The 20,439-nt window shown below is 61.3% G+C and carries 10 protein-coding genes and 1 tRNA gene; 6 read left to right on the top strand and 5 right to left on the bottom strand.

The features are described from left to right. Nucleotides 1-160: 160 nt before the first annotated feature. Both LBK75_07240 and mtaB read right to left on the bottom strand, forming a co-directional pair. Nucleotides 161-3,892, bottom strand: a complete 3,732-nt coding sequence (locus LBK75_07240; GenBank protein ID MDR1158087.1) for a phosphoribosylformylglycinamidine synthase — start codon at nucleotides 3,890-3,892, stop codon at nucleotides 161-163. 21 nt (nucleotides 3,893-3,913) lie between these two features. Then, nucleotides 3,914-5,218 (bottom strand): tRNA (N(6)-L-threonylcarbamoyladenosine(37)-C(2))-methylthiotransferase MtaB, encoded by a 1,305-nt coding sequence (gene mtaB, locus LBK75_07235; GenBank protein ID MDR1158086.1) that lies wholly within the window; start codon nucleotides 5,216-5,218, stop codon nucleotides 3,914-3,916. Between the two features lie 158 nt (nucleotides 5,219-5,376). Between mtaB and LBK75_07230 the strand changes: the two genes are divergently transcribed. Beyond that, entirely contained in the window at nucleotides 5,377-5,631 is a 255-nt protein-coding gene (locus tag LBK75_07230; protein ID MDR1158085.1) for an HPr family phosphocarrier protein, read from the top strand. Between the two features lie 77 nt (nucleotides 5,632-5,708). Here the strand turns inward: LBK75_07230 and LBK75_07225 are convergent, their stop codons facing one another. Further along, nucleotides 5,709-7,325, bottom strand: coding sequence for a CTP synthase (locus LBK75_07225; protein ID MDR1158084.1), 1,617 nt, complete (start codon nucleotides 7,323-7,325; stop codon nucleotides 5,709-5,711). 227 nt (nucleotides 7,326-7,552) lie between these two features. On the opposite strand from LBK75_07225, the gene LBK75_07220 reads away from it, so the two are divergent. From LBK75_07220 to LBK75_07205, 4 genes are all read left to right on the top strand, one after another. Then, a complete protein-coding gene (locus LBK75_07220) occupies nucleotides 7,553-8,350 on the top strand; it encodes an NYN domain-containing protein (protein MDR1158083.1) in 798 nt (265 codons plus the stop codon). A gap of 58 nt (nucleotides 8,351-8,408) precedes the next feature. Then, nucleotides 8,409-9,290 (top strand): metallophosphoesterase, encoded by an 882-nt coding sequence (locus tag LBK75_07215; protein MDR1158082.1) that lies wholly within the window; start codon nucleotides 8,409-8,411, stop codon nucleotides 9,288-9,290. A gap of 53 nt (nucleotides 9,291-9,343) precedes the next feature. After that, nucleotides 9,344-9,420: transfer RNA gene (locus tag LBK75_07210), tRNA-Arg, on the top strand. A gap of 497 nt (nucleotides 9,421-9,917) precedes the next feature. After that, nucleotides 9,918-16,412 (top strand): DUF4981 domain-containing protein, encoded by a 6,495-nt coding sequence (locus LBK75_07205; GenBank protein ID MDR1158081.1) that lies wholly within the window; start codon nucleotides 9,918-9,920, stop codon nucleotides 16,410-16,412. Nucleotides 16,413-16,626: 214 nt separating this feature from the next. On the opposite strand, the gene LBK75_07200 is transcribed toward LBK75_07205, so the two are convergent. Both LBK75_07200 and LBK75_07195 read right to left on the bottom strand, forming a co-directional pair. Next, a complete protein-coding gene (locus LBK75_07200; GenBank protein ID MDR1158080.1) occupies nucleotides 16,627-17,049 on the bottom strand; it encodes a DUF86 domain-containing protein in 423 nt (140 codons plus the stop codon). After that, on the bottom strand, nucleotides 17,033-17,497 hold the full coding sequence (locus LBK75_07195) for a nucleotidyltransferase domain-containing protein (protein ID MDR1158079.1): 465 nt from the start codon (nucleotides 17,495-17,497) through the stop codon (nucleotides 17,033-17,035). The genes LBK75_07200 and LBK75_07195 overlap by 17 nt, the downstream gene beginning before the upstream one ends. Before the next feature lie 227 nt (nucleotides 17,498-17,724). On the opposite strand from LBK75_07195, the gene LBK75_07190 reads away from it, so the two are divergent. Next, the gene (locus tag LBK75_07190; GenBank protein MDR1158078.1) at nucleotides 17,725-20,283 is read left to right on the top strand and encodes a hypothetical protein; all 2,559 of its coding nucleotides are present in this window, start codon (nucleotides 17,725-17,727) and stop codon (nucleotides 20,281-20,283) included. Nucleotides 20,284-20,439 lie beyond the last annotated feature (156 nt).

Here is a 20,439-nt window from a genome sequence, read left to right as displayed (position 1 = left end):
GCGAGAAACCTCTTTTCTTGATGAAAATTGTAAATAAGGGCGATAAATGATGAGTATCTAAAACTATTATAGCATATTTGTATCACATTGTCCATAATGAGTTACTATTGTTTACGGCCGCATAGGGAGACATTTTTTGTAAAAATTTACCAATATTCCCTCATAGGCGGAAATAGTCCACGCCGCCGGCAAAGAGGGGCTGCGCCTTCTCGCCGGGGATATTTTTGGCCAGGTATCGGCCGGCCCGCTCCGTGTGGCCCATCTTGCCGAGAACCCGGCCGTCGGGGCTTGTGATCCCCTCAATGGCCAGCAGGGAGCCGTTGGGGTTGTGGGCGATGTCCATCGAGACATGCCCGTCCGGGTCACAGTACTGAAACGCCACCTGCCCGCTGTACACAAGACGCTCCAGCGCCTCCGGCGAGGCGACAAAACGCCCCTCTCCGTGGGCCACGGCGATGGTGTGTACGGCGCCCGGTTCGCAGCGCCGCAGCCACGGCGACAGCACGGAGGCCATGCGCGTCTCCACATAGCGAGACTGGTAGCGGCCGATGGTGTTGAACGTCAATGTGCAGTCGGCCTCCTCGGGCGGGCGGATGTCCCCGAAGGGGACGAGGCCGAGTTTGATGAGGGCTTGGAACCCGTTACAGATGCCGAGGATGAGCCCGTCGTTTTGATAGAGCAGCGTGCGGACCGCGTCGGACAGGCGCAGGCTGCGGAAGAAGGCGGCGATGAATTTGCCCGAACCGTCCGGTTCGTCGCCGGCGGAGAATCCGCCCGGAAGCACCAACATCTGCGCCCGGCGCAGCGCATGATCCATGGCCTGCTCCGAGTCGGCCAGCGCCGCCGGCGTCAGGTTACGCACCACGAGCAATTCCGGCTCCGCCCCCGCCTCCGCCAGCGCACGGGCGGTGTCGTACTTGCAGTTGGTGCCAGGGAAGACGGGAACGACGGCGCGTGGACGCCCCAGCCTAGTGCGGGGCCGCAGCGCCGCACGCGCGCCGTATGTGACGGCGGCGGGCTCAGGCGCCGGACCGGCGCCGTCCGACACACGGGTGGGGAAGACGTGTTCCAGCGGTGCCTCCCAGGCCGCGCGCAGCGCGGAGAGCGGCAGGATGGTGTCGCCGACGACGAGCTTGCCCGTGTCCGTTGTGTGGCCGAGCAGCCGTGCGCCCTCGAGGGGCGCTTCGCTTTCGACGACGAGCGCGCCGGAGTGCCGGGCGAACCAATCGTATCCCTTGGCTTCCGGCGCGGCCTCAAAGCCGATGCCGTTGCCGAGGCTCATCATGCACAGCGCGCCGGCCGCGCCGCCGGTCTCAAGCGCCCAGGCGGACAAGATCCGCCCCTCGGCGCACAGGGCGTGGAAGCGGTCCCAGAGAGCGGAAAGGCCCCGATAATCCGGGCTGCCAATGCCGGCCGGCGCGCACAGCAGGCTCACAGGATGCCCGGCGTCCTTCCATTCGGGGGAGATGAGATCCGCGGCCCGGCCCGGCGCGACGGCGAACGAAACCAGCGTGGGCGGCACGTCCAGGTCCAAAAACGATCCGGACATCGAGTCCTTGCCCCCGATGGCGGCGATGCCCAGTGCGCACTGGGCCTCAAAGGCGCCCAGCAGCGCGGCGAAGGGCAGGCCCCACCGATCCGCGTCTTCACGCAGCCGCGGGAAATATTCCTGCAACGTGAGATAGGCATCCCGATGGGAGCACCCGGCGGCCACCAGTTTGGCCGCCGATTCGATCACCGACCGCCGCGCGGCGTCAAACGGGTCGCTCTCCGCGAGGTATGGGTCAAATGCGTGGCTCATCACGCTGGCCGTGCCAGTGGTGTGCCCGACCGGCACCGGCAGCAGCGCCGCCATGACCTGTGTGGGGGTGAGTCGGCATTGGCCGCCGTGGGGCATGAGCACGGAACCCGCGCCCACGGTGTTGTCGAATCGTTCCACCAGGCCCTTCTGGGAGCAAAAGTTGAGGTCGGAGGCAAGCAGCAGCAGACGTTCCGCCAATTCGCCGGCGTCCGGCGCGGGGTTGGGCTGGTTCGACGGCACGGGGGCGACATGCACTTTGGCCCGCCGCGCCGCGCCGTTTGTGTCTAGAAAAACACGCGCGAGGTCCACAATCACGCGGCCCTCGTGTTCCATCACGAGCCGGGGCGCTTTCGTCACCTCGGCGATCACGGTGGCTTCCAAGTTCTCTGTTTCGGCCGCCTCGACAAACCGCGCGGCGTCGCCGGGCGACACGACGACCGCCATGCGCTCCTGTGACTCCGAGATCGCGAGTTCCGTGCCGGTCAGGCCCTCGTACTTCTTGGGGACCCGGTCCAGCCGAATGAGGAGCCCATCGGCCAATTCGCCGACGGCCACGGCGACGCCGCCCGCGCCGAAGTCGTTGCAGCGGCGGATGAGGCGGATAACCTCGGGATTTTTGAACAGCCGCTGCAGCTTGCGCTCCTCCGGGGCATTGCCCTTTTGTACCTCGGCGGCACAGTCCGAGACGGACTGAGTGTTGTGACTCTTGGAGGAACCCGTGGCCCCCCCGATCCCGTCCCGGCCGGTGCGGCCCCCGAGCAGGATCACGAGGTCGCCCGGCGCGGGCGTCTCCCGGACGACAGCCCCGGCGGGCGCCGCCGCCACCACCGCGCCCAATTCCATGCGTTTGGCGAGATAGCCGGGGTGGTAGATCTCCCGCACAAGGCCCGTGGCGACGCCGATCTGATTGCCGTAAGACGAGTGGCCGGCCGCCGCCGTGGCGGTCAGCTTGCGCTGCGGCAGCTTACCGGGCAAAGTCTCGGACACCGGCGCGCGCGGGTCGCCGCTGCCGGTCACGCGCATGGCCTGATACACATAGGCCCGCCCCGAGAGCGGGTCGCGAATCGCGCCGCCGATGCAGGTGGCGGCGCCGCCGAAAGGTTCGATCTCCGTGGGGTGGTTGTGGGTCTCGTTTTTAAACAGCAGGAGCCAGTCCTCCTCGCGCCCGTCCACGTCGGCCCGCACGCGCACCGTGCAGGCGTTCACCTCGGCCGAATCGTCCAGGCAGGGCAGGCGGCCCTGCTTTTTCAGCCACTTCGTGCCGCAGGTGGCGATGTCCATCAGGGTCACCGGACGATTTTTGGCCTCGGCGCCGTAGAGGTCCCGCCGCGCCGCCAGGTAGGCGTCATAGGCCTGCCGCACGCGGGCGTCGCCGATGGCAATCCGGCTCAGGTGCGTGTGAAAGGTCGTGTGGCGGCAGTGGTCCGACCAGTAGGTGTCCACCACCTTGAGCTCGGTCACCGTAGGGTCGCGCTCCTCGGCGCGAAAATACGCCTGAAGATATAACAGGTCCGCCATGTCCATCGCAAGTCCGTGGGCGGCGTGCAGCGAGGAAAGACCTGTTTCGCCCAACGCGGTGAAACCGTCGAGGATCGCCACCGGTGCGGGCGGGTCGAGGACCCGGCGCAAGGTCGCGGGCTTTTCCGGCGGGGCCTCGCCGCACTCGACAGGGTTGATCACATAGGCGGCGAGGACGGCCAGCTCCTCCTGCGAGATGCCATCCAGCGCCAGCACGCGGGCTGTGCGCACCAGGGGCCTTTCACCGCCCGTGATCATCTGGATGCACTGGGCGCAGGAGTCGGCCCGCTGGTCATACTGCCCGGGCAGAGACTCGTAAGCCAGCAGCCGTACGGTGTCCGACAGCGGCGGCAGCGTCTCCTCGTAGAGGTTGTCGCACACAGGTTCGGACAACACGACCGACCGCGCCGCCGCGTAGGTGGCCTCGTCAATCCCTTCGATGTCGTACCGGTGAAACTGCCGCACGCCGCACAGCGTACGAAGCTGTAAAAATCCCCGGTAGTCAGCCAAAAGTGCCCGGGCCTCCCCGTCGAAGCCCGGTTTTTTCTCCACATAGCACCGATACACGTTCATGACGACCCTCCCACGACAAAATCAAATCAATTGCCCCACCAGCGCGCCGTCCGAGACGGATGTGACGAGAGCGGGGCGCAGCTGCCCGCGCAGGCCCGCGGCGGCGCAGCGGACGGGCTGGTAGTTTTCCGCGTGCCCGGTGCAGACGCCGTCCATCTCCGTCTCGAAGAGAACTTGGACCGTGCGTCCCACACAGCCGGCCCGGTAGGCGTCGCCCATCCGTGCGGCCAGCCGGCCGGCCACGGCCGCCCGGCGCCGTTTCTCCGCCCGGGGTACCTGCCCCGGCATGTCGGCCGCCGGCGTGCCGGGGCGGCGCGAATAGGGGAAAATATGCATTCCCGAGAAGGCGCGCGCCTCGACGAACGAGAGCGTGCCGGCAAACTCCGCCTCCGTCTCCCCCGGAAAACCCACGATGAGGTCCGTCGTGACGGCGCAGCCGGGCAGGGCCGCCCGCAGCCGTGCGAGCGCGCCGGTGTAGTGTGCCGTGTCATAGCGGCGGCCCATGCGCCGCAGAGTCTCGTCGCAGCCGCTCTGCAGCGCCACATGGAAGTGGGGGCACAGGTTGGGCAGTGCGGCGAGCCGCGCCGCCGTCTCCGCATCCAGAGTGCGGGGCTCCAGGGAGCCGAGGCGTACCCGCAGGGCGGGAGCCGCGCGGCAGATCGCCTCGGTGAGCGGCGCGAGTCCGGCGCCGGCCGGCAGGTCACGGCCGTAGGAGGAGATCTCGATGCCGGTGATCACGAGTTCGCGGTAACCCTCGCCGGCCAGTCGGGCGGCTTCCGCGGCGGCGGCTTCGAGCGGCAGAGAGCGCGCCGGGCCGCGCACCGAAGGGATGACGCAGTAGGTGCAGCGGTTGTCGCAGCCGTCCTGCACCTTGAGCAGGGCTCGCGTGCGCCCGCCCACGCCGCCGGGCAGCTGCTCGTACTGGGTGCGCCGGGCGGCGTTGTCCACCGCGACCGTCTGTATCCGATGGATGTGGAGCGCCTCGAGCCGGTCCACAAAACCGGCGCGGTCGCCGGCGCCGGTCAGCAGGTCGATGTCGGCGATGGCCAGGGTGGCCTCGGGGTCGGACTGCGGCAGGCAGCCGCATACACAGAGCAACGCGCCGGGGTGTTCCCGGCGTGTCCGTCTGATCATGCGGCGCGACTTTTGGTCGCTGACGGCGGTGACCGTACAGGTGTTGATCACATAGGCGTCGGCCGGCGCCTCCCAGGGGACGACGCCGTGCCCCCGCGCGCGCAGAAGCTGCGCCAGCGCGCCGGTTTCCCACTGGTTCACTTTGCAGCCGAGGGTGTAGAGCGCCACTTTCATCGCACGGACCGAGCGCATGCCGGCGTACACCCGGTGTTTTTTGGGCGCGCCGTCAAAAAACGCATTGCCTTTTGTGTGTGATGTGCGTATAATAAAAAGCGTGTCCCGTCTGGCGGGCGCGAGGCAGGTGCGGCGCGAGCAGACGCGACGAAAAAAACGAAAAAGGAGTGAATGTTTTGAAGTATTATTTTCATGTACTGCTGTCCTCCATCAACGATGTGAAGACCTTTGTCACGGCGGCGTGCGATCAGCCCGTTGACATCGATATCTTATCCGGACGGTACATCATTGACGCGAAATCCATCATGGGTTTGTTCAGCGTCGAGCTGGCAAAGCCCATCCTCGTCGAGGTCCACGGTACCGAGGAAGAGGGCCTGGCGTTTCGCCAGAGGGTCCAGGAATTTGTCGTATCGGACGTGGAACGGGACTGAACGGGCCGAACCGACGCGAGATCGATGAGGCGATGAGAGGATAGACCGGTCCGTGTCTCGGGCCGGGCGGTCGGTACTCAGTGCCGGTTGCCCAGGGAACGCTTTTTGGCCGCCTCGATGAAACGGAAAAACAGAGGATGGGGCCGGCCGGGGCGGGAGCGGAACTCCGGGTGGAACTGCACGCCTACGAACCACGGGTGGTCCAGCAGCTCGATGGTCTCGACGAGGAAACGGTCGGGAGAGAGTCCGGAGAGTTTCATCCCGTGCTGTTCCACGACGTCGCGGTATTCGTTGTTAAATTCGTAACGATGGCGGTGGCGTTCGTCCACCGCCTCGATGTTCCCGTAACATTCGCTGACGCGCGTACCGGGTTCCAACCGGCAGGTGTACAGTCCGAGGCGCATGGTACCGCCCTTTTTGACGATGTGCTGCTGTTCCGGCATGAGATAGATGACCGGGTGCGGCGTCTCCGGGTCGAGCTCCGTCGAGTGCGCCCGGGGCAGGCCGCAGACAGAGCGGGCGAACTCGACGACCGCCATCTGCATGCCAAGGCAGATGCCGAAGTAGGGGATGCCCCGAGTGCGGGCATGACCCGCGGCGAGGATCTTACCGTCGATACCACGGTCGCCGAAACCGCCGGGGACGAGAATGCCGTCCAGCCCGGCGAGCCGGTCGTCGGCGTTTTGCGCCGTGATTTCCTCCGAGCCTATCCAGCGAATGTCCACGCATACGCCGTTTTCAATGCCGGCGTGCCCCAGCGCTTCGGCCACGCTGAGGTAGGCGTCGCGTAGCGCCACGTATTTGCCGATGAGGCCGATCGTCACCGTGCGCTGGCAGCAGGAGAGCCGGTTTACGGTCTCCTGCCACTGTGTGAGATCGGGAGTAACCGGCGGCAGGCCCAGCCGGCGGCAGGCCACCGCGTCGAAGCCCTCGTCCTTCAGCATCAGCGGGACTTGGTAGAGCGAGTCGGCGTTTCGATTTTCGATCACGCATTCGGACGGCACGTTGCAAAACAGCGCGATCTTGCTGCGGATGTCGCGACTCAGCGGGTGCTCCGTGCGGCAGACGATGATGTCGGGTTGGATGCCGAGGCTCAGCAGTTCCTTTACGGAGTGCTGAGTGGGTTTGGATTTTGCCTCGTGGGAGCCGGGTAGGTGGACAATGAGCGACACATGGACATAGAGCACGTTCTCTTTGCCCACGTCCACCGACACCTGACGGATGGCCTCCAGAAAGGGTTGGGATTCGATGTCACCCACCGTACCGCCGATCTCGGTGATCACCACGTCCGTGCCGTCCCGCGCCACGCGGTAGATGCGGTCTTTGATCTCGTTTGTGATGTGTGGGATCACCTGTACGGTGCCCCCCAAAAAGTCGCCCGAGCGCTCGCGCGAGAGTACGGACCAGTAGACCTTGCCGGCCGTGACGTTGGAGTTCACGCTGAGGCTCTCGTCGATAAAGCGCTCGTAGTGGCCCACGTCCAGGTCGGTCTCGGCGCCGTCGTCGGTGACAAAAACCTCGCCGTGCTGATAGGGGCTCATCGTACCCGGGTCCACATTGAGATAGGGATCGAATTTCTGCAGTGTCACGCGCAGCCCCCTGGCTTTGAGAAGCCGCCCCAGCGACGCCGCCGTGATGCCTTTTCCCAGGCCGGATACCACGCCGCCTGTTACAAAGATGAATTTTACCGCCATGCCGCCATAACCTCCGTCTGTTGTTTGGCCCCCGGTCCATGATCTTTCTTATTGTACCCCCGATGGGGAGGCGGGTCAAGATGGGCCCGTGAGAAAATCCCGCGCCGGACGCAGATTTTTCCCAGTGCCTCTTTTTCCCAGCACCTCCTGTTGACAAGGTGGTGTACAATAGAAGAGAGAAGCGATGCGCCGCGGACGCGCGCAGTGTGAAAGGAATGGCCATGGATATGCAAAGGCAAGATGAATTGAGGCTGGCGGTGCTGATCGACGCCGACAACGCGCCGCGCCGCCAACTCAAGGAGATTATGGAGGAGATTGCCGTATACGGTACGCCGACCGTCAAGCGCATTTACGGCGACTGGACGTCTCCCAATCTGGCGGGGTGGAAGAAGCCCCTGCTTGAAACCGCCATTACACCCATTCAGCAGTACGGGTATACGACGGGGAAGAACGCCACGGACTCCGCGATGATCATCGACGCCATGGATATCTTGTACTCCGGGCGGGTAGACGGGTTTTGCATCGTCTCCTCCGACTCCGACTTCACCCGGCTGGCCACCCGTCTGCGAGAGGCTGGCATGAAGGTGTTTGGGTTTGGAGAGAAGAAGACACCCAATCCCTTCATCGTGGCCTGTGACAAATTCCTGTATATCGAGATCATCGGGGGCGAGAAGAGAAAAACCAAGACCAAAGAGGCGCTGCCCCCGACTGAACCGGAGAGCCAGCCGAAACCCGCGAAGACCCCCAAGGCGGCCGCCAAGGCGCCCCCGGCCAACCAGATCCCAGAGGAGATCGTCGACCTCATCACCACCGCCATCGACGACGTGGCCGGCGACGATGGCTGGGCCTATCTCGGCGGGGTGGGCAACCTGATCAGCAAAAAGCAGCCGGACTTCGACGCGCGCAACTACGGCTATAAAAAGCTGACCCTCCTCATCGACGCCATCGACAGCATCGAAATGGATTTTCGAGACAATGTGCTGGAAAATAATGGAAAATTAATTTTCATCCGGAACAAAAAGTGAGGAGATGTCCGGGGGTGGGCGGCGTACCGGACGCCGAGCCCCGGGCGGGGAGTGCCCCATGAACAAAGCCCCTGTGCCGCCGCCCCGCCGCCGAGGGCGCGTGCGCCGGACGCCGGTCCTGCTGCTCTGCGTCGCGGTTTTTTTGGCCGCGGATCTGGTTGTCAGCAACACCGTACTGGAGCTCGGCGCGTACACGCTGGCGCACGCGCGGTTGCCCGCGGCTTTCGACGGGTTTCGGATTGTTCATCTTTCCGACTGGCACGCCGCCGAATTCGGGCCCGAGAACCGGGATCTCGTAGAGATGACGCGGCGCCAGACGCCGGATATCATTGTGCTGACGGGGGACTTTATCCAGCGCCCCAAGGAGCTGCCGCTCATGGAGGCGCTCTGCCGGGACCTCGTGGCGATCGCCCCGGTCTATTATGTGACCGGCAACCACGAGTGGGCTGGCCGCATTGTGGATCAATTGCGTCCGGTGCTGCGGGAGACCGGCATCGTTTATCTGGACAACGACTATCTCTTTCTCTCGCGGGGCGGCGAGCAGATCTGTTTGGTCGGCCTCATGGACCCGAACGGCCCGCGCACACAGTTGACGGTGTCGGAGGTGACGGCGCTGGCGCGGCGAAGCGGAGATCCTTTTTTGGTGATGCTCAGCCACCGGTACGACCGGTTTTCAGACTATGTCGCCCAGCGTGTCGACGTGGTGTTCACCGGGCACGCCCACGGCGGGGTCATTCGTCTCCCGTTCACGGACGGTCTCGTCGGTCCCGGGCGCGTGCTGTTTCCGCAACACACCTCCGGCGTCACGTGGGAGGGTACGACGGCCATGGTGACGAGCCGCGGTCTGGGCGGGGTGGGCGGTTGGCCGGTCCGTCTCTTCAACCGCCCCGAGGTCGTCTCGGTGACGCTCACCCGCCCCAAAGGGCCAGAGTCCCCATGATTCCCACGATAGACGGCCGGAATGCTAAAACATGCCGCCGGATACGCCGATGAGCGCCCGTAGCTCAGCAGGATAGAGCGACCGCCTCCTAAGCGGTAGGTCGGGGATTCGAATTCCTCCGGGCGTGCCAACAGGCGCCGTCAGATCACAGGATTTGACGGCGCCTGTATTTGATCGGAGGCGCCCTGTTGACAAAAAACAAAAAGCGCCGTTTTTATGGGGGAAAACGGCGCTTTTTGAGGATTTTAACGAGGTATATGCCCTGTTAAAATTGCCGATTTTTAAAATTTATCACACCTTGCGCGGTCGAAATACACAAAAAAAACATCTATCTTAGCCCTTGATTCTACAAATTTCGCGTAATATAATAGGGGTGTCGGCATCTGTGGCACGCTCTTGGTGAGATCGCGCGTAGCAGGCCATGCGGGGACCGTCGAAAGAGTTGCGGCCCAGCGGGTTTGTGCGGGTCGAGGAGGTGCGTCCGGAAGCAGGGCGGTTACTTTGTGTGCAGGGCAAGCAATCGCCGGCGGAACTGTTTGTGCAGACGGTTCCGCCCCGAACCGATCCCCGATTGCCATGGACGTTAGAGAGTTTGTGCGATATTCTTGCTGAAAGGTATGATATTGAATGAGGGTAAAGTTTTTCGTGGCAATGTCGGTCATGGCGGTCGCTCTGTTTGTTTTGCCGGCTGTCACGGCCAATGCGGCCGTGACGCTGACCGGCGGCGAGTGGACCGGCAACTCGACCACATTCGCGAAGGGCAGCGAGAACGCCCGCGCCCACTACTACACCTATGATTCGCTGAAAAGCGCGCTCGACGGGTACACGATGTATCCCGAGAGCGACGGCAACACGTACTATATGACGCTCAGCGACTTGCGCGCCACCGACGAGGGCGCGTGGAAATTCCTTTACTCAATCAACCCGTCGCAGCGCCCCTGGCCCGAGACAGCGCCGCAGATCGGTCGGGAGAGCCGCTTCTTGGAACCGGATTTCGACGACAGCGGCTGGGACAACATGGCGGTTCCGAGCAACTGGCAGATCAACTGGAACCCGGATTATCTCTTGGGGACATCGACGAAGATCACGAAGTACGACAAGATCACGTACAAAAACAACGGCTACGGCTGGGGCAACAGCGAGACAATCAACGGGACAAACTATGCAAACTCGATGAGCAACGGCATCAACAACCAGAACGCCCCGCAGAACTACAACGGCGTCGGTACCTACAGGCGTCACTTCACGGTGCCCGCCGGCTGGGCCGGCCGCACGGTCACGCTGAACCTCGACGGCGCGGACGGCTTCTATGTGTGGCTAAACGGCGTTCCAATCGGGTATTCCGAAGACACGATGACGCACAAGGAGTTCGACATCACCGGCGCGCTGAACTTTGACGGCGACAATATCATCGTCGTTCAGGTCATCCGCTGGACGACCGGATCATGGCTGGAAGACCAGGACATGATCCGTATCTCGGGCATATTCCGCGACATATACCTGCTTGCCAGGCGTAAGGTTGACGTGTACGACTTCCAAGCCGTGCCGGCCCCGACGGTGGCGGGCGGCTACAACGGCCGTTGGGATCTGTCGGTGACGGCCTTCCTGCGCGACTGGGCCGCGGCCGATACGGAGGGCCGCGAGGGCACGACGGTCTACGCGCGGCTGTATGATGCGGAGGGCAATCCGGTCTCGGACGAGCTCTCCAGCAGTGCCGGGGCGTTCGAGACGGTTGAGACAAGCACGGGCACGACGTACACCGGCTGGCAGATCGGCATGGGCTACAGGAACCTGTCGCTGCAGGGCGCGAGAAGGACGCTGAATTTCACAAACCTGGACGTGAAGCCCTGGTCGGCCGAGCACCCCAATCTGTACAAACTGGTGCTGCGCGTCGGAGACGAGTATATCTGCATACGCGTCGGTTTCCGCGTCATTTCGTTCACAAACAACAGCACAAGCCCGCGTGTTTTCATCAACGGCCAGCGCATCTTGCTGCACGGAACGAATACCCATGAGCTGAACCCGTATACGGGCCGCTACATGCCGGAAGCGCTGATCAGGCAGAACCTTCGCATCATGAAGGAGAACAACTTCAACCATATCCGCATGTCGCACTACCCGCACAGCACGATGTACTATGACATCGCGGACGAATACGGCATCTACATACTTGACGAGGCAAACCTGGAGACACATCAGTACCGCAACATAACGGTCAGTACGAACTCCGCCATCTGGGGCCAGGCCATCCGCGACCGCCAGGTGAACATGTACGAGCGCGACAAAAACTACGCCTGCATATGGGGTTGGTCGCTCGGCAACGAGTCCGGCGGCGGCACCGGAATGAACACATATGGAAAAGATTGGATCAGGGCCCGCGAAACGAGCCGGCCGATTCACTGTGAGTTCGAGAATCAGAGCGTACCCAGCGGCCAGAGCAGCACCGCCGTGGGCGACGTGCTGAGTTACATGTACGACACCGCTTCCGCCTGGAACAGCAGAGGCGGGAGCAGGCCGCAGTACCTGTGTGAATATTCGCACGGTGAGGGCAACTCGAACGGCAACTACCGCGAGTACATCGATGTGTTCGAAAACAACAACAGATGTATCGGCGGCGCCGTCTGGGACTGGATCGATCAGTCGATATGGACGCCGCAGCCCAACAAACGCGGCCAATTCCCTGAGGTGGGATACTTGGCGGTCGGCGGCGACTGGCAGGACACTTCAAACGACGGCTGGTTCATCGGCGACGGCGTGCTGTTTGCCGACGGCACCCCAAAAGAGTCGATTGGCGAGCTGAAGTACTACAACCAGATGATCCGCGGCACCCGCGTGCGCAACGACGACACCAGCGTCACCTACAACATCAGAAACAAAAACCTGTTTGCCAACGTCAATGAGTTTGATATGGCGTGGGATGTGACGGAAAACGGCGTCGTCGTCCTGTCGGGGACCGGCGCTCACGATGTGGGACCGGCGCCGTCGGACATCAACGCCGCGAAGAGCACGTCGGCGGAGATCACGACGGTTTTCGGCGCCATCCCGAACCCGAAGCCCGGCGCGGAATACCTGTTCAACGTCAGGTACCGACTGAGAGACGACACGCTTTGGGCGAAGAAAGGCTTTGAAATCGCCAGGGAGCAGTTCGCGCTCACCGTCACAAACGGTCCGGCCGCCGCGGTCCTGCCGGTCGGCGGCGACACCCTGACGGTGACCGGCCCGGCCGCCAACTCCGTCATTACCGGCCGGGATTTCTCGGTTGCGTTTACAAACGGCGTCATCACGTCGTACAAGTACAAAGGCGTCGAGATCCTCACGAGCGGTCCCGTGCCGAACTTCTACCGCGGCGTGTTGGACAACGAGCGGGCCGCCAGCAACGTCGAAACGAATATGTGGTCGTGGGCCAATCCGGCGTTTGCGCTCGGCACCGTCACGAGGCAGCAGACCGATGCGGGCAACCTTGTGATCCTCACCGTGCCGAATACCTGGTCGGCCAAAAACCTGACGGCGACGACCACGTATACGGTTTACCCAGACGGCGAGATCAAAGTGAACGAGACGTACGCGTTCAGCGGCGCTCCGTCCAGCGCAAACGAGGTCCCCGAAATCGGGACGATCATGACCCTCAGCCCCGGGTTTGAGAACCTCACGTGGTACGGACGCGGCCCGAACGACGCCTATGTCGACCGCCGGCTCGGCGTCCACGCGGGGATCTACCGCAACACGGTGGCCGAAAACTTCGTCATGTACCAGAGGTCTCAGGAGATGGGGACCAAAAACGACACGCGCTGGCTCACCCTGACAAACGACGCGGGGTTTGGTCTGATGGTCAAGGCGGGCAAATTCGCCGCCAACAACGCGTTCAGCGGCACGAACGCCTACAACGCAACGAGCCTTATCGAGTTCAACGCGCTGCATTTCCAGCCCTGGGAGCTGAGCCGCGCCAGCGCCACCGGGGGCAGTACCTCAAGGCACGCGTATCAGACGCTCGACCTCCACGCGAATGACGCCACCTACGCGACATACCTGCGCGTCAATCTGGCCAGCACCGGCGCCGGCGGCGACAATACATGGGGCGCCCGCCCGCTGGGTCAGTACAGGATTAACATCAACGGCGTGAGGACATACAATTACAACTTCTCGCTGAAACCCATCGACGGCGGCGAAGACAGCACCGTCGACGACGCCAATGCGTTCTGGACATCGGCGCGCAACTTCTACCAAAACATTCAGGACTATCTGCCGATTGCCCGTGAGATGGGTGTTCCGGTGTCGCATCCGGTGTATCAGACGGCGGCAGGCGTCGGCGGGCCCACGAACGATACGGTCGCCGCGCTGAATGCGTACAATGAGTTGAAAGCCCTCGCGGAGTCGATTGAGCCGTTTATCACGAGCTTCAAAATCGGGACCAACCCAGGCCTCGTCGACAACGAAGCCGGTACGATCGCCGTCAGCCTGCCGGACAACTTCGGTCCGCTCACGAGCGTCACGCCGGAGATCGAGGTATCCCTCGGCGCGACGCTTCAAACGGAGGGAGCGCTGGACTTCTCGCGCGGCCCGGTTGCCGTGACGGTCGTCACGCCGCAGAGCACGAAGACCTACACGGTCACGATCACGCTCTCGCCGGCCACCGCCGGCGACATCATCGGCTTCACACTGGCCGGAGCGGCCGGCGTGGTCGACGGGAGTGACATCGCCGTCACCGTGCCGTACGGCACAGACCTTGCCGACGTGACGCCGGTGGTGTTCGTGTCCGCGGGCGCGGCGTACGGCCCGTCGGGCGCCGTGACGTTTGTCCCCGGGGTCGCGAAGGCGTACTCCGTGACGTCCGCCGACGGCAGCCACACAAAACAATACAGCGTGACGGTGACGGTTGCGAAATCGACGGAATGCAACATCACCGCGTTCAGTCTGACCGATCTGGACGGTTCCGCCGCCCATGGGGTGATTGAGGGCGGCGACATCACGGTATACGTCATTCCGGGCACAGACTTAGCAGGTGTTACGCCAGCCGTGACTGTGTCCCCGGGCGCTTCCTACGCGCCATCCGGCGCGCAGACGTTCACCGTCGGTACGGCCGCTGCGTACACGGTGACGGCGGATGACGGTGTGACGACACGGACGTACAACGTGACCGTGAGAAACGTTGAGATCGCCAGCCTCAAGAAAACGGCGTTCGCCGCCTACAACACCAGCGGAACGCCCACCGGCACGGCGCTCACCGGTCTGCCAAGGGTTGTCGAAGTGGTCACGGCCACGGGAAAAGAAGCCACCCTGCCGGCCGTCTGGGGCAACGTGACCGGCGCGGCGTTTGCCACCGTGACAAACGCTTCCGTGACGGTCGGCGGCAAAACGTTCACCGGTGTGAAGGTCGAGGTCATCAAACCCGGCACGGTCGCCTGGATTAACTCCGGCACCGCGGCGAGCGGCTCCGATCTGTACGACGCCGTGAAAGGTCTTGTCGGAGCGGCTCTGGTGAACACAGTCTCCGACAAGGCGTACGCCGCGAACTCCTGGGGTTATCAGGAGGGTTCGCCGTCCGCCGGACTCGGCGTGCGCACAGGTACCTATGAATCAACCAAGATTGACACCGGCCTTTACGGAAATACCAATACCGCCGGCGTCAACTACCGCTACAGAATTGCGATGAAAGCCGGGACATATGTCGTGGCGGCGTGTCTGTACGAGTGGTGGTCCGGACCGAGAACAACGGAGATGATAGCCACTTGGAATGACGGCGCCGCGCGCACACAGTCGCTGGGGCAGGCGTCGGTCAGCAGTTCCACCAGACAGCAGATTCTAAACAACGGCGCGAGCCCGACCGCTATTACGCTCGCCGCGGATTGTGAGCTTACGCTGACGTTCTACGCCAGAACACAAAACCAAGGCCCAGACGTGGCGTGGGTGCAGATCTATCAGCCGGGCACCGCGGTTCCGACCGATCCCGACGAGATTACCGGCATCTTGACAAACCTCCATTCGGCGCTTTATGTACACGAAGCGACGCCGGGCGGCATAGGGGCGAAACTGCCGGCGACCGTGACGGTATCTACGTACGGCCACGGCAATAAGACGGCCGCGGTCGTTTGGAATACGCTGGCGGCGCTGCCGGCGCAGGCAAAAGCCTATCAGACGATTACCGTCACGGGCACGGCGACCGCGGACGGCGTGACCGCCAACGTATCCGCCGATATCGAGATAGTACCGCGCGGGCTCAAGTATTTCATTGACGCGGGTTCGATGGTCGAGGCCGCCGACGGGAAAAAGGCCGTCGGCTCGCGCGCCTGGAACAGCGTCAGCGCCCTTGTGGCAGATTTGCTCAACGGCGATGCGCCCGACAAGGCAAAGGGCGACGGTTCCTGGGGCTATACGACGGAGACCGGGGCCTACGGCGTGACCGGCGCGGTCATGCACCCGGCGATCAATGAGAATCTTCAGTATTACAAGGTGCCAAACTACACCGACAAATTCCATTATGGCTGGTACTCCTGGGACGACGCGAACGCCGCCGTTATGACGTACGAGTTGTCGCTGCCGGCCGGCAGTTACATGCTGACGACAGGTATCCACGAGTTCTGGCCGCAGGGCGCCGACGTCGCAAGACCGTATACGATCGATGTGATCGACGAAGACGGGCGGTTGCTGGCGACGGTGAACAATACGCTGTCAACAGCCAATGGCGCGGCGGTTGGTTCACGCCAGACGGACACCCTGTTCTTCACGCTGAGCGCGCCCACGGTCGTGAAAGTCAGCATGTACAAGACGGCTGGCGCGGCGGCGGGCGGCAACACCCAGCCGATGATCAGCTGGCTCGCGGTTGCGGAGCAGGGGGCATACGCCACGGTGCAGTCTTCTGAGCAAACGGCATCTGAAGTCAGGTTCCAGACGCTTGTCGAAAACTATACGCCGGACAGCGTGACCGGAAACAGTCTCCTTGCCATATATGACCCCGCCGGACGGCTGGTCAGCACGGACATCGAGGCGTTCACAGCGGCGAAAGACGACCTCACGAGGCTCAGCAACGCGGCGGAAGCCGCATTTGGGTCCGGCTATTCCGTCGGACTGTTTGTCTGGGACGACCAGAACAACCCGCTTGGCCCCGCGGCGGAGGCGACGCCGTAACGAGTTCTGACAGAGCCTAACGGGGCACTGTTTGGGCTAAACCCATGTCTCATAAAGCGCCGCAGACGTTGTGGATACAACGCCTGCGGCGCTTTTGGCGCGCACCGCAATTTAGAAGGAGAGTTTCAGGAAATCTGCCTGACCAAAGGTTTCAGGCCGGATGGCGCTCTGGGGATATTCGTCAAAGGAGTTATAAGTCCCATAAGCATATCGTTTATCTTGCTTCATCAGCTTCCTTGATTGCGTTTAAAATTTCATTATAATTGGCTTCACGCTCCGAATCGCTATATAGCTCTACGCCAATATCGCGCTCAATTGCGTCAATTTCTACCGCCAAGTCAAGTACATCAATCGTTGCGGAATGCCAAATGTCTGTAAAATCCACGGATTCATAATCGTGAGCAATGACATTCCTTGTCTTACGAATTGCCGACCAAGGGATATTTTTGTACTGCGCTTTCACGTCGTCGGACAAAACATGGCAAAGCTCGCCGATGTTGGCCAGAGTCTGTGTCACAGCTCGCTTTTTTTCTTCGTTTTGCATGAACCCGTTATATTCAACGCCGTCCATGAACTTGCTGACAAGCCGTGATTCTTCTCGCATCTTGGCCAGTATGCGTCTATCCCTCAATTCCATAGCATTTCACCATCTTTTCTATGCGCAGATGCGTTTCTTTCGGCAAGGGCAGCTTCAGTACGTCCACTTCTGTATGCAAAACTTCCTCTAAATCCGCCGCCAGACCCGCTATAGTGAACAAAGAAATTGAAGGTACATCGAAGTCAACCAACAAATCCAAATCGCTCTCATCATTTTGAGTTCCTCTGGCATAGGAACCAAAATAATAGGCGTTTTGAATCTTGTATTTCGAGGCTGCTTTTTTTACAGCCCGGCATATATCTTCATGTGTCAGCATAAATCTCATGTCCTTATCGTGTGTTTTGTCTGCAATACTCCCTATCAAAAAGGCATGGCCCTGATTGAACAAAGCGGCGGTGTTGGAGAGGGCGCTCATATCTCCTGTGGCTCGGAGCTGCCTTCTTAAAACTCGATCCAAGGCAGTTGGCCAAATGGCGTCCGGCTTCATCGATGATATCTCTGCTGTCGAAAGGCATCGGTATCCACTCCCTGACAAGTATCAGCATACTACAATCCGATCAAAATAGCAATCAAATAAAAATTCGTGATGCTCCGCGGACGCTTGCGGCGCTTTTGGCGCGCACAAATTTTACACGGACATGACGAAAATATGGTGGCGGAGGGGTTCCTTTGCCGTTACGATCGGAATATATAGACAATGAGGAGGAAAAAGTCATGAACGAACGAGTACAGTCATGGACGGCATGGTTGCTGGCGGGTGTTGTGCTGCTCTCTCTCATGCCCGGCGCTGCGGCGAACGGATGGCAGAGAAATGCCGTGGAAAATGGCGAGACCGAGCCGGCAGACAGCTTTACCACGCCGGACAGGCGAGACGGCGGTGCGAGAGTGGCCCTCTCGCTGGCGTATGTGCCGGAGCGCCGGGAGGTGGCCGTATCGGGTGCGCACACGGAAGAGATGAGCGGCGTACTGCTGCTTGCCTGTTATGACGGCGAAGGCCGGCTGTTGGACAGTGAGACGGCCCCGCTCACCGCGCTCGAAAGCGGCGCCGTCTGGCGGCACACAGCGGCGGAAGAGGCCGAAATCGTCAGGGCCTTTGCCTGGGACGAAACCGTCTTGACGCCGCTCTGCGGCGCGGAGACGCTTACGCTGGGCGCGGCGAAATACGAGGCGCTGGCGCATTGGGTCTTTAGCGACGAAGAAGGGTATACGTCCGGGTCGTTGGCGGACAGCAGCTTGAAGATTTCAGACAGGACGGGGCGCGGCAACGACCTGTTGCTGATGAGCCAAAAAATCGCCGCCGGGCAAAACGCGGGCGATTCACTTTCGTTCGGTGACAATGTTTTACGAGGCGGCGGCGGACCGCTTGGCACAAGTCCGCGAAGTTTGAAGTTCTCGCCGATGTCTAACCAGGGCGCATACTTCGTAACCGCCTCCGGCGAGCTGGATGACGAGGAATTCATGGAAGGCTACACCTTCGAGATCATCTTTTCGGCGCGGGATTCCGGCCAATGGGCCGCCATGCTCGGAAAGCGCGGCACGCCCAATTCGGCGTATGATATCAGGACGGACTGGCACAACGAGCTGGACGGCTCAAGCCAAGGTTCGTTCAACACCGGCGGAAGCAACGATTACACGAACGCCGGTGTGACCGGGGATCTGCAGCTTACGTTCAACAACACCCATGTAAAAACGCATGACCCCAGAATCTTGAACAACAATTACCAATCCTGTTTTTGGAGCGATCCTTACGGCGTCACACGGGATAGGCTGCATTATGCCGTGATCAGGAACGACGGCGACACCACCGTGCTCTATATCGATGGTTTGCCTGTGTTGAGGAGCGATAACCACAACCGTCCGCAGCCCGGCATCGATAAGCTGGATGGTTTGGGGTGGGCGGTAGGAGCCAATTACGGTTATTTGAAAGGGACATACTTTAATGGGGCAAACTGGAACCAAACGACGAGCAACCTGCTCACGCAGGAGGAATTCCTGGCGTTGGAGGCAGCCGGCAGCTTGGGCGCGCCGCAGTTCAGAGGCGAGATTCAGGAAATCCGCCTGACCAAAGGCTTCAGGCCGGACAGCTTTCTGCTGATTCCAAACAATGAGGGTCTTGTCCCTGATGCGGTGTATACGGATCAACTGGGCCACAACGGTGACGTCAGTTTCTTGAGCAAGCCTGAGAACTACAACTTCGTGTTCATTCCCGACACGCAGTACTACGTGCAGTACAAGAGGGGCGCCGACGGCGGGTCTCTGATCATGAGCACCATGTTCGAATGGATCGGCGCCCATAGGGCCAAGTACAACATCTTCGGCGCGTCGCACGTGGGCGACGTGACCGAGAACAACTCATCGCCCAGAGGCGACATAGAATGGGCGGCGGCGTCCAAAAGTTTTGAAATTCTGGACAAAGCGCGCGTGCCGTACACGGTCCTTCCGGGCAACCATGACTGGCGGCCGAACTTCCTCACGACGTTCCCCGAATCCAGAAACAAGGGCAAGGGATACGAGTTCGCCACTTCGTCGACCCCTATAGTCGATCCCGCAAACGACACGACGCGTGTCGGCGGCGGATACTCGAGCTATATGATCGTCCGCGGTGGCTCGTACAATTACCTGGTACTGGCGACCGGAGGGCCAAACAGCGGGTCGAGCAACATCGGAAGCACGTTGGGCGCCCAGGGCAGTGAACTCAACTGGTGCCTGGCCGTGCTGAGGACATACAGAGATCTGCCTACAATCCTATTGGAGCACACATCGGGTAACACAGTCATCAACAACCTGATCAATCCCTTCCCGCAGGTGTTCATGCATGTGTGGGGGCATTTGTCCGGTTCGTACGCGCAATGGGTAGAGCCCGGCGAAAGCAGTGCAAATCCGGGCTATTGGAACATCCAGATCGATTACCAGTCCGACGTGTACGGCGGAAATGGGTGGCTTGACATGTTTGAGTTTGACGAATCCGCAGGCGCCATTACCATGCACACGTTTTCGCCCTGGGTTGAGAAGAAGCTCGTCGAAAGCGCGGCGGATTCAGATTGGTGGAGATCGCTACCCAGGCAGGATCGCGTCATACATCCGTTTGACGTGAAAAATCTCACCAGATATTTCAAGGATGCGAGCGCTTTGACCGGTTATAAAAATACGATATCGGGAGGAAGCGGATTGCCTACCGGCAATAAACCGGGCGGCAGACAGGACGGCGTCCTCGCGCTGGATTTTGATACCCGCTTCGAGGGGTTGCGCAAAGCCGCTCTTGGCGTCGGCTGACGCCTGCCGCTTCCGGCCGCGCCCGGGACTTTGATCCGTTAGATTGCGCTCATGCCGCACACAACAACAAAAAACACCGCTTTTATTGCAAAAACGGTGTTTTTTGTTGTTTTTGATAAGGTATACCTTTTTGAAACTGTCGTTTTTGAGGATTTG

The sequence above is a fragment of the Oscillospiraceae bacterium genome (assembly GCA_031265355.1).
Classification (GTDB): Bacteria; Bacillota; Clostridia; order Oscillospirales; family UBA929; genus JAIRTA01.
Note: the sequence above shows the minus strand (reverse complement) of the source record. Positions and strands in the feature narration are given on the sequence as shown.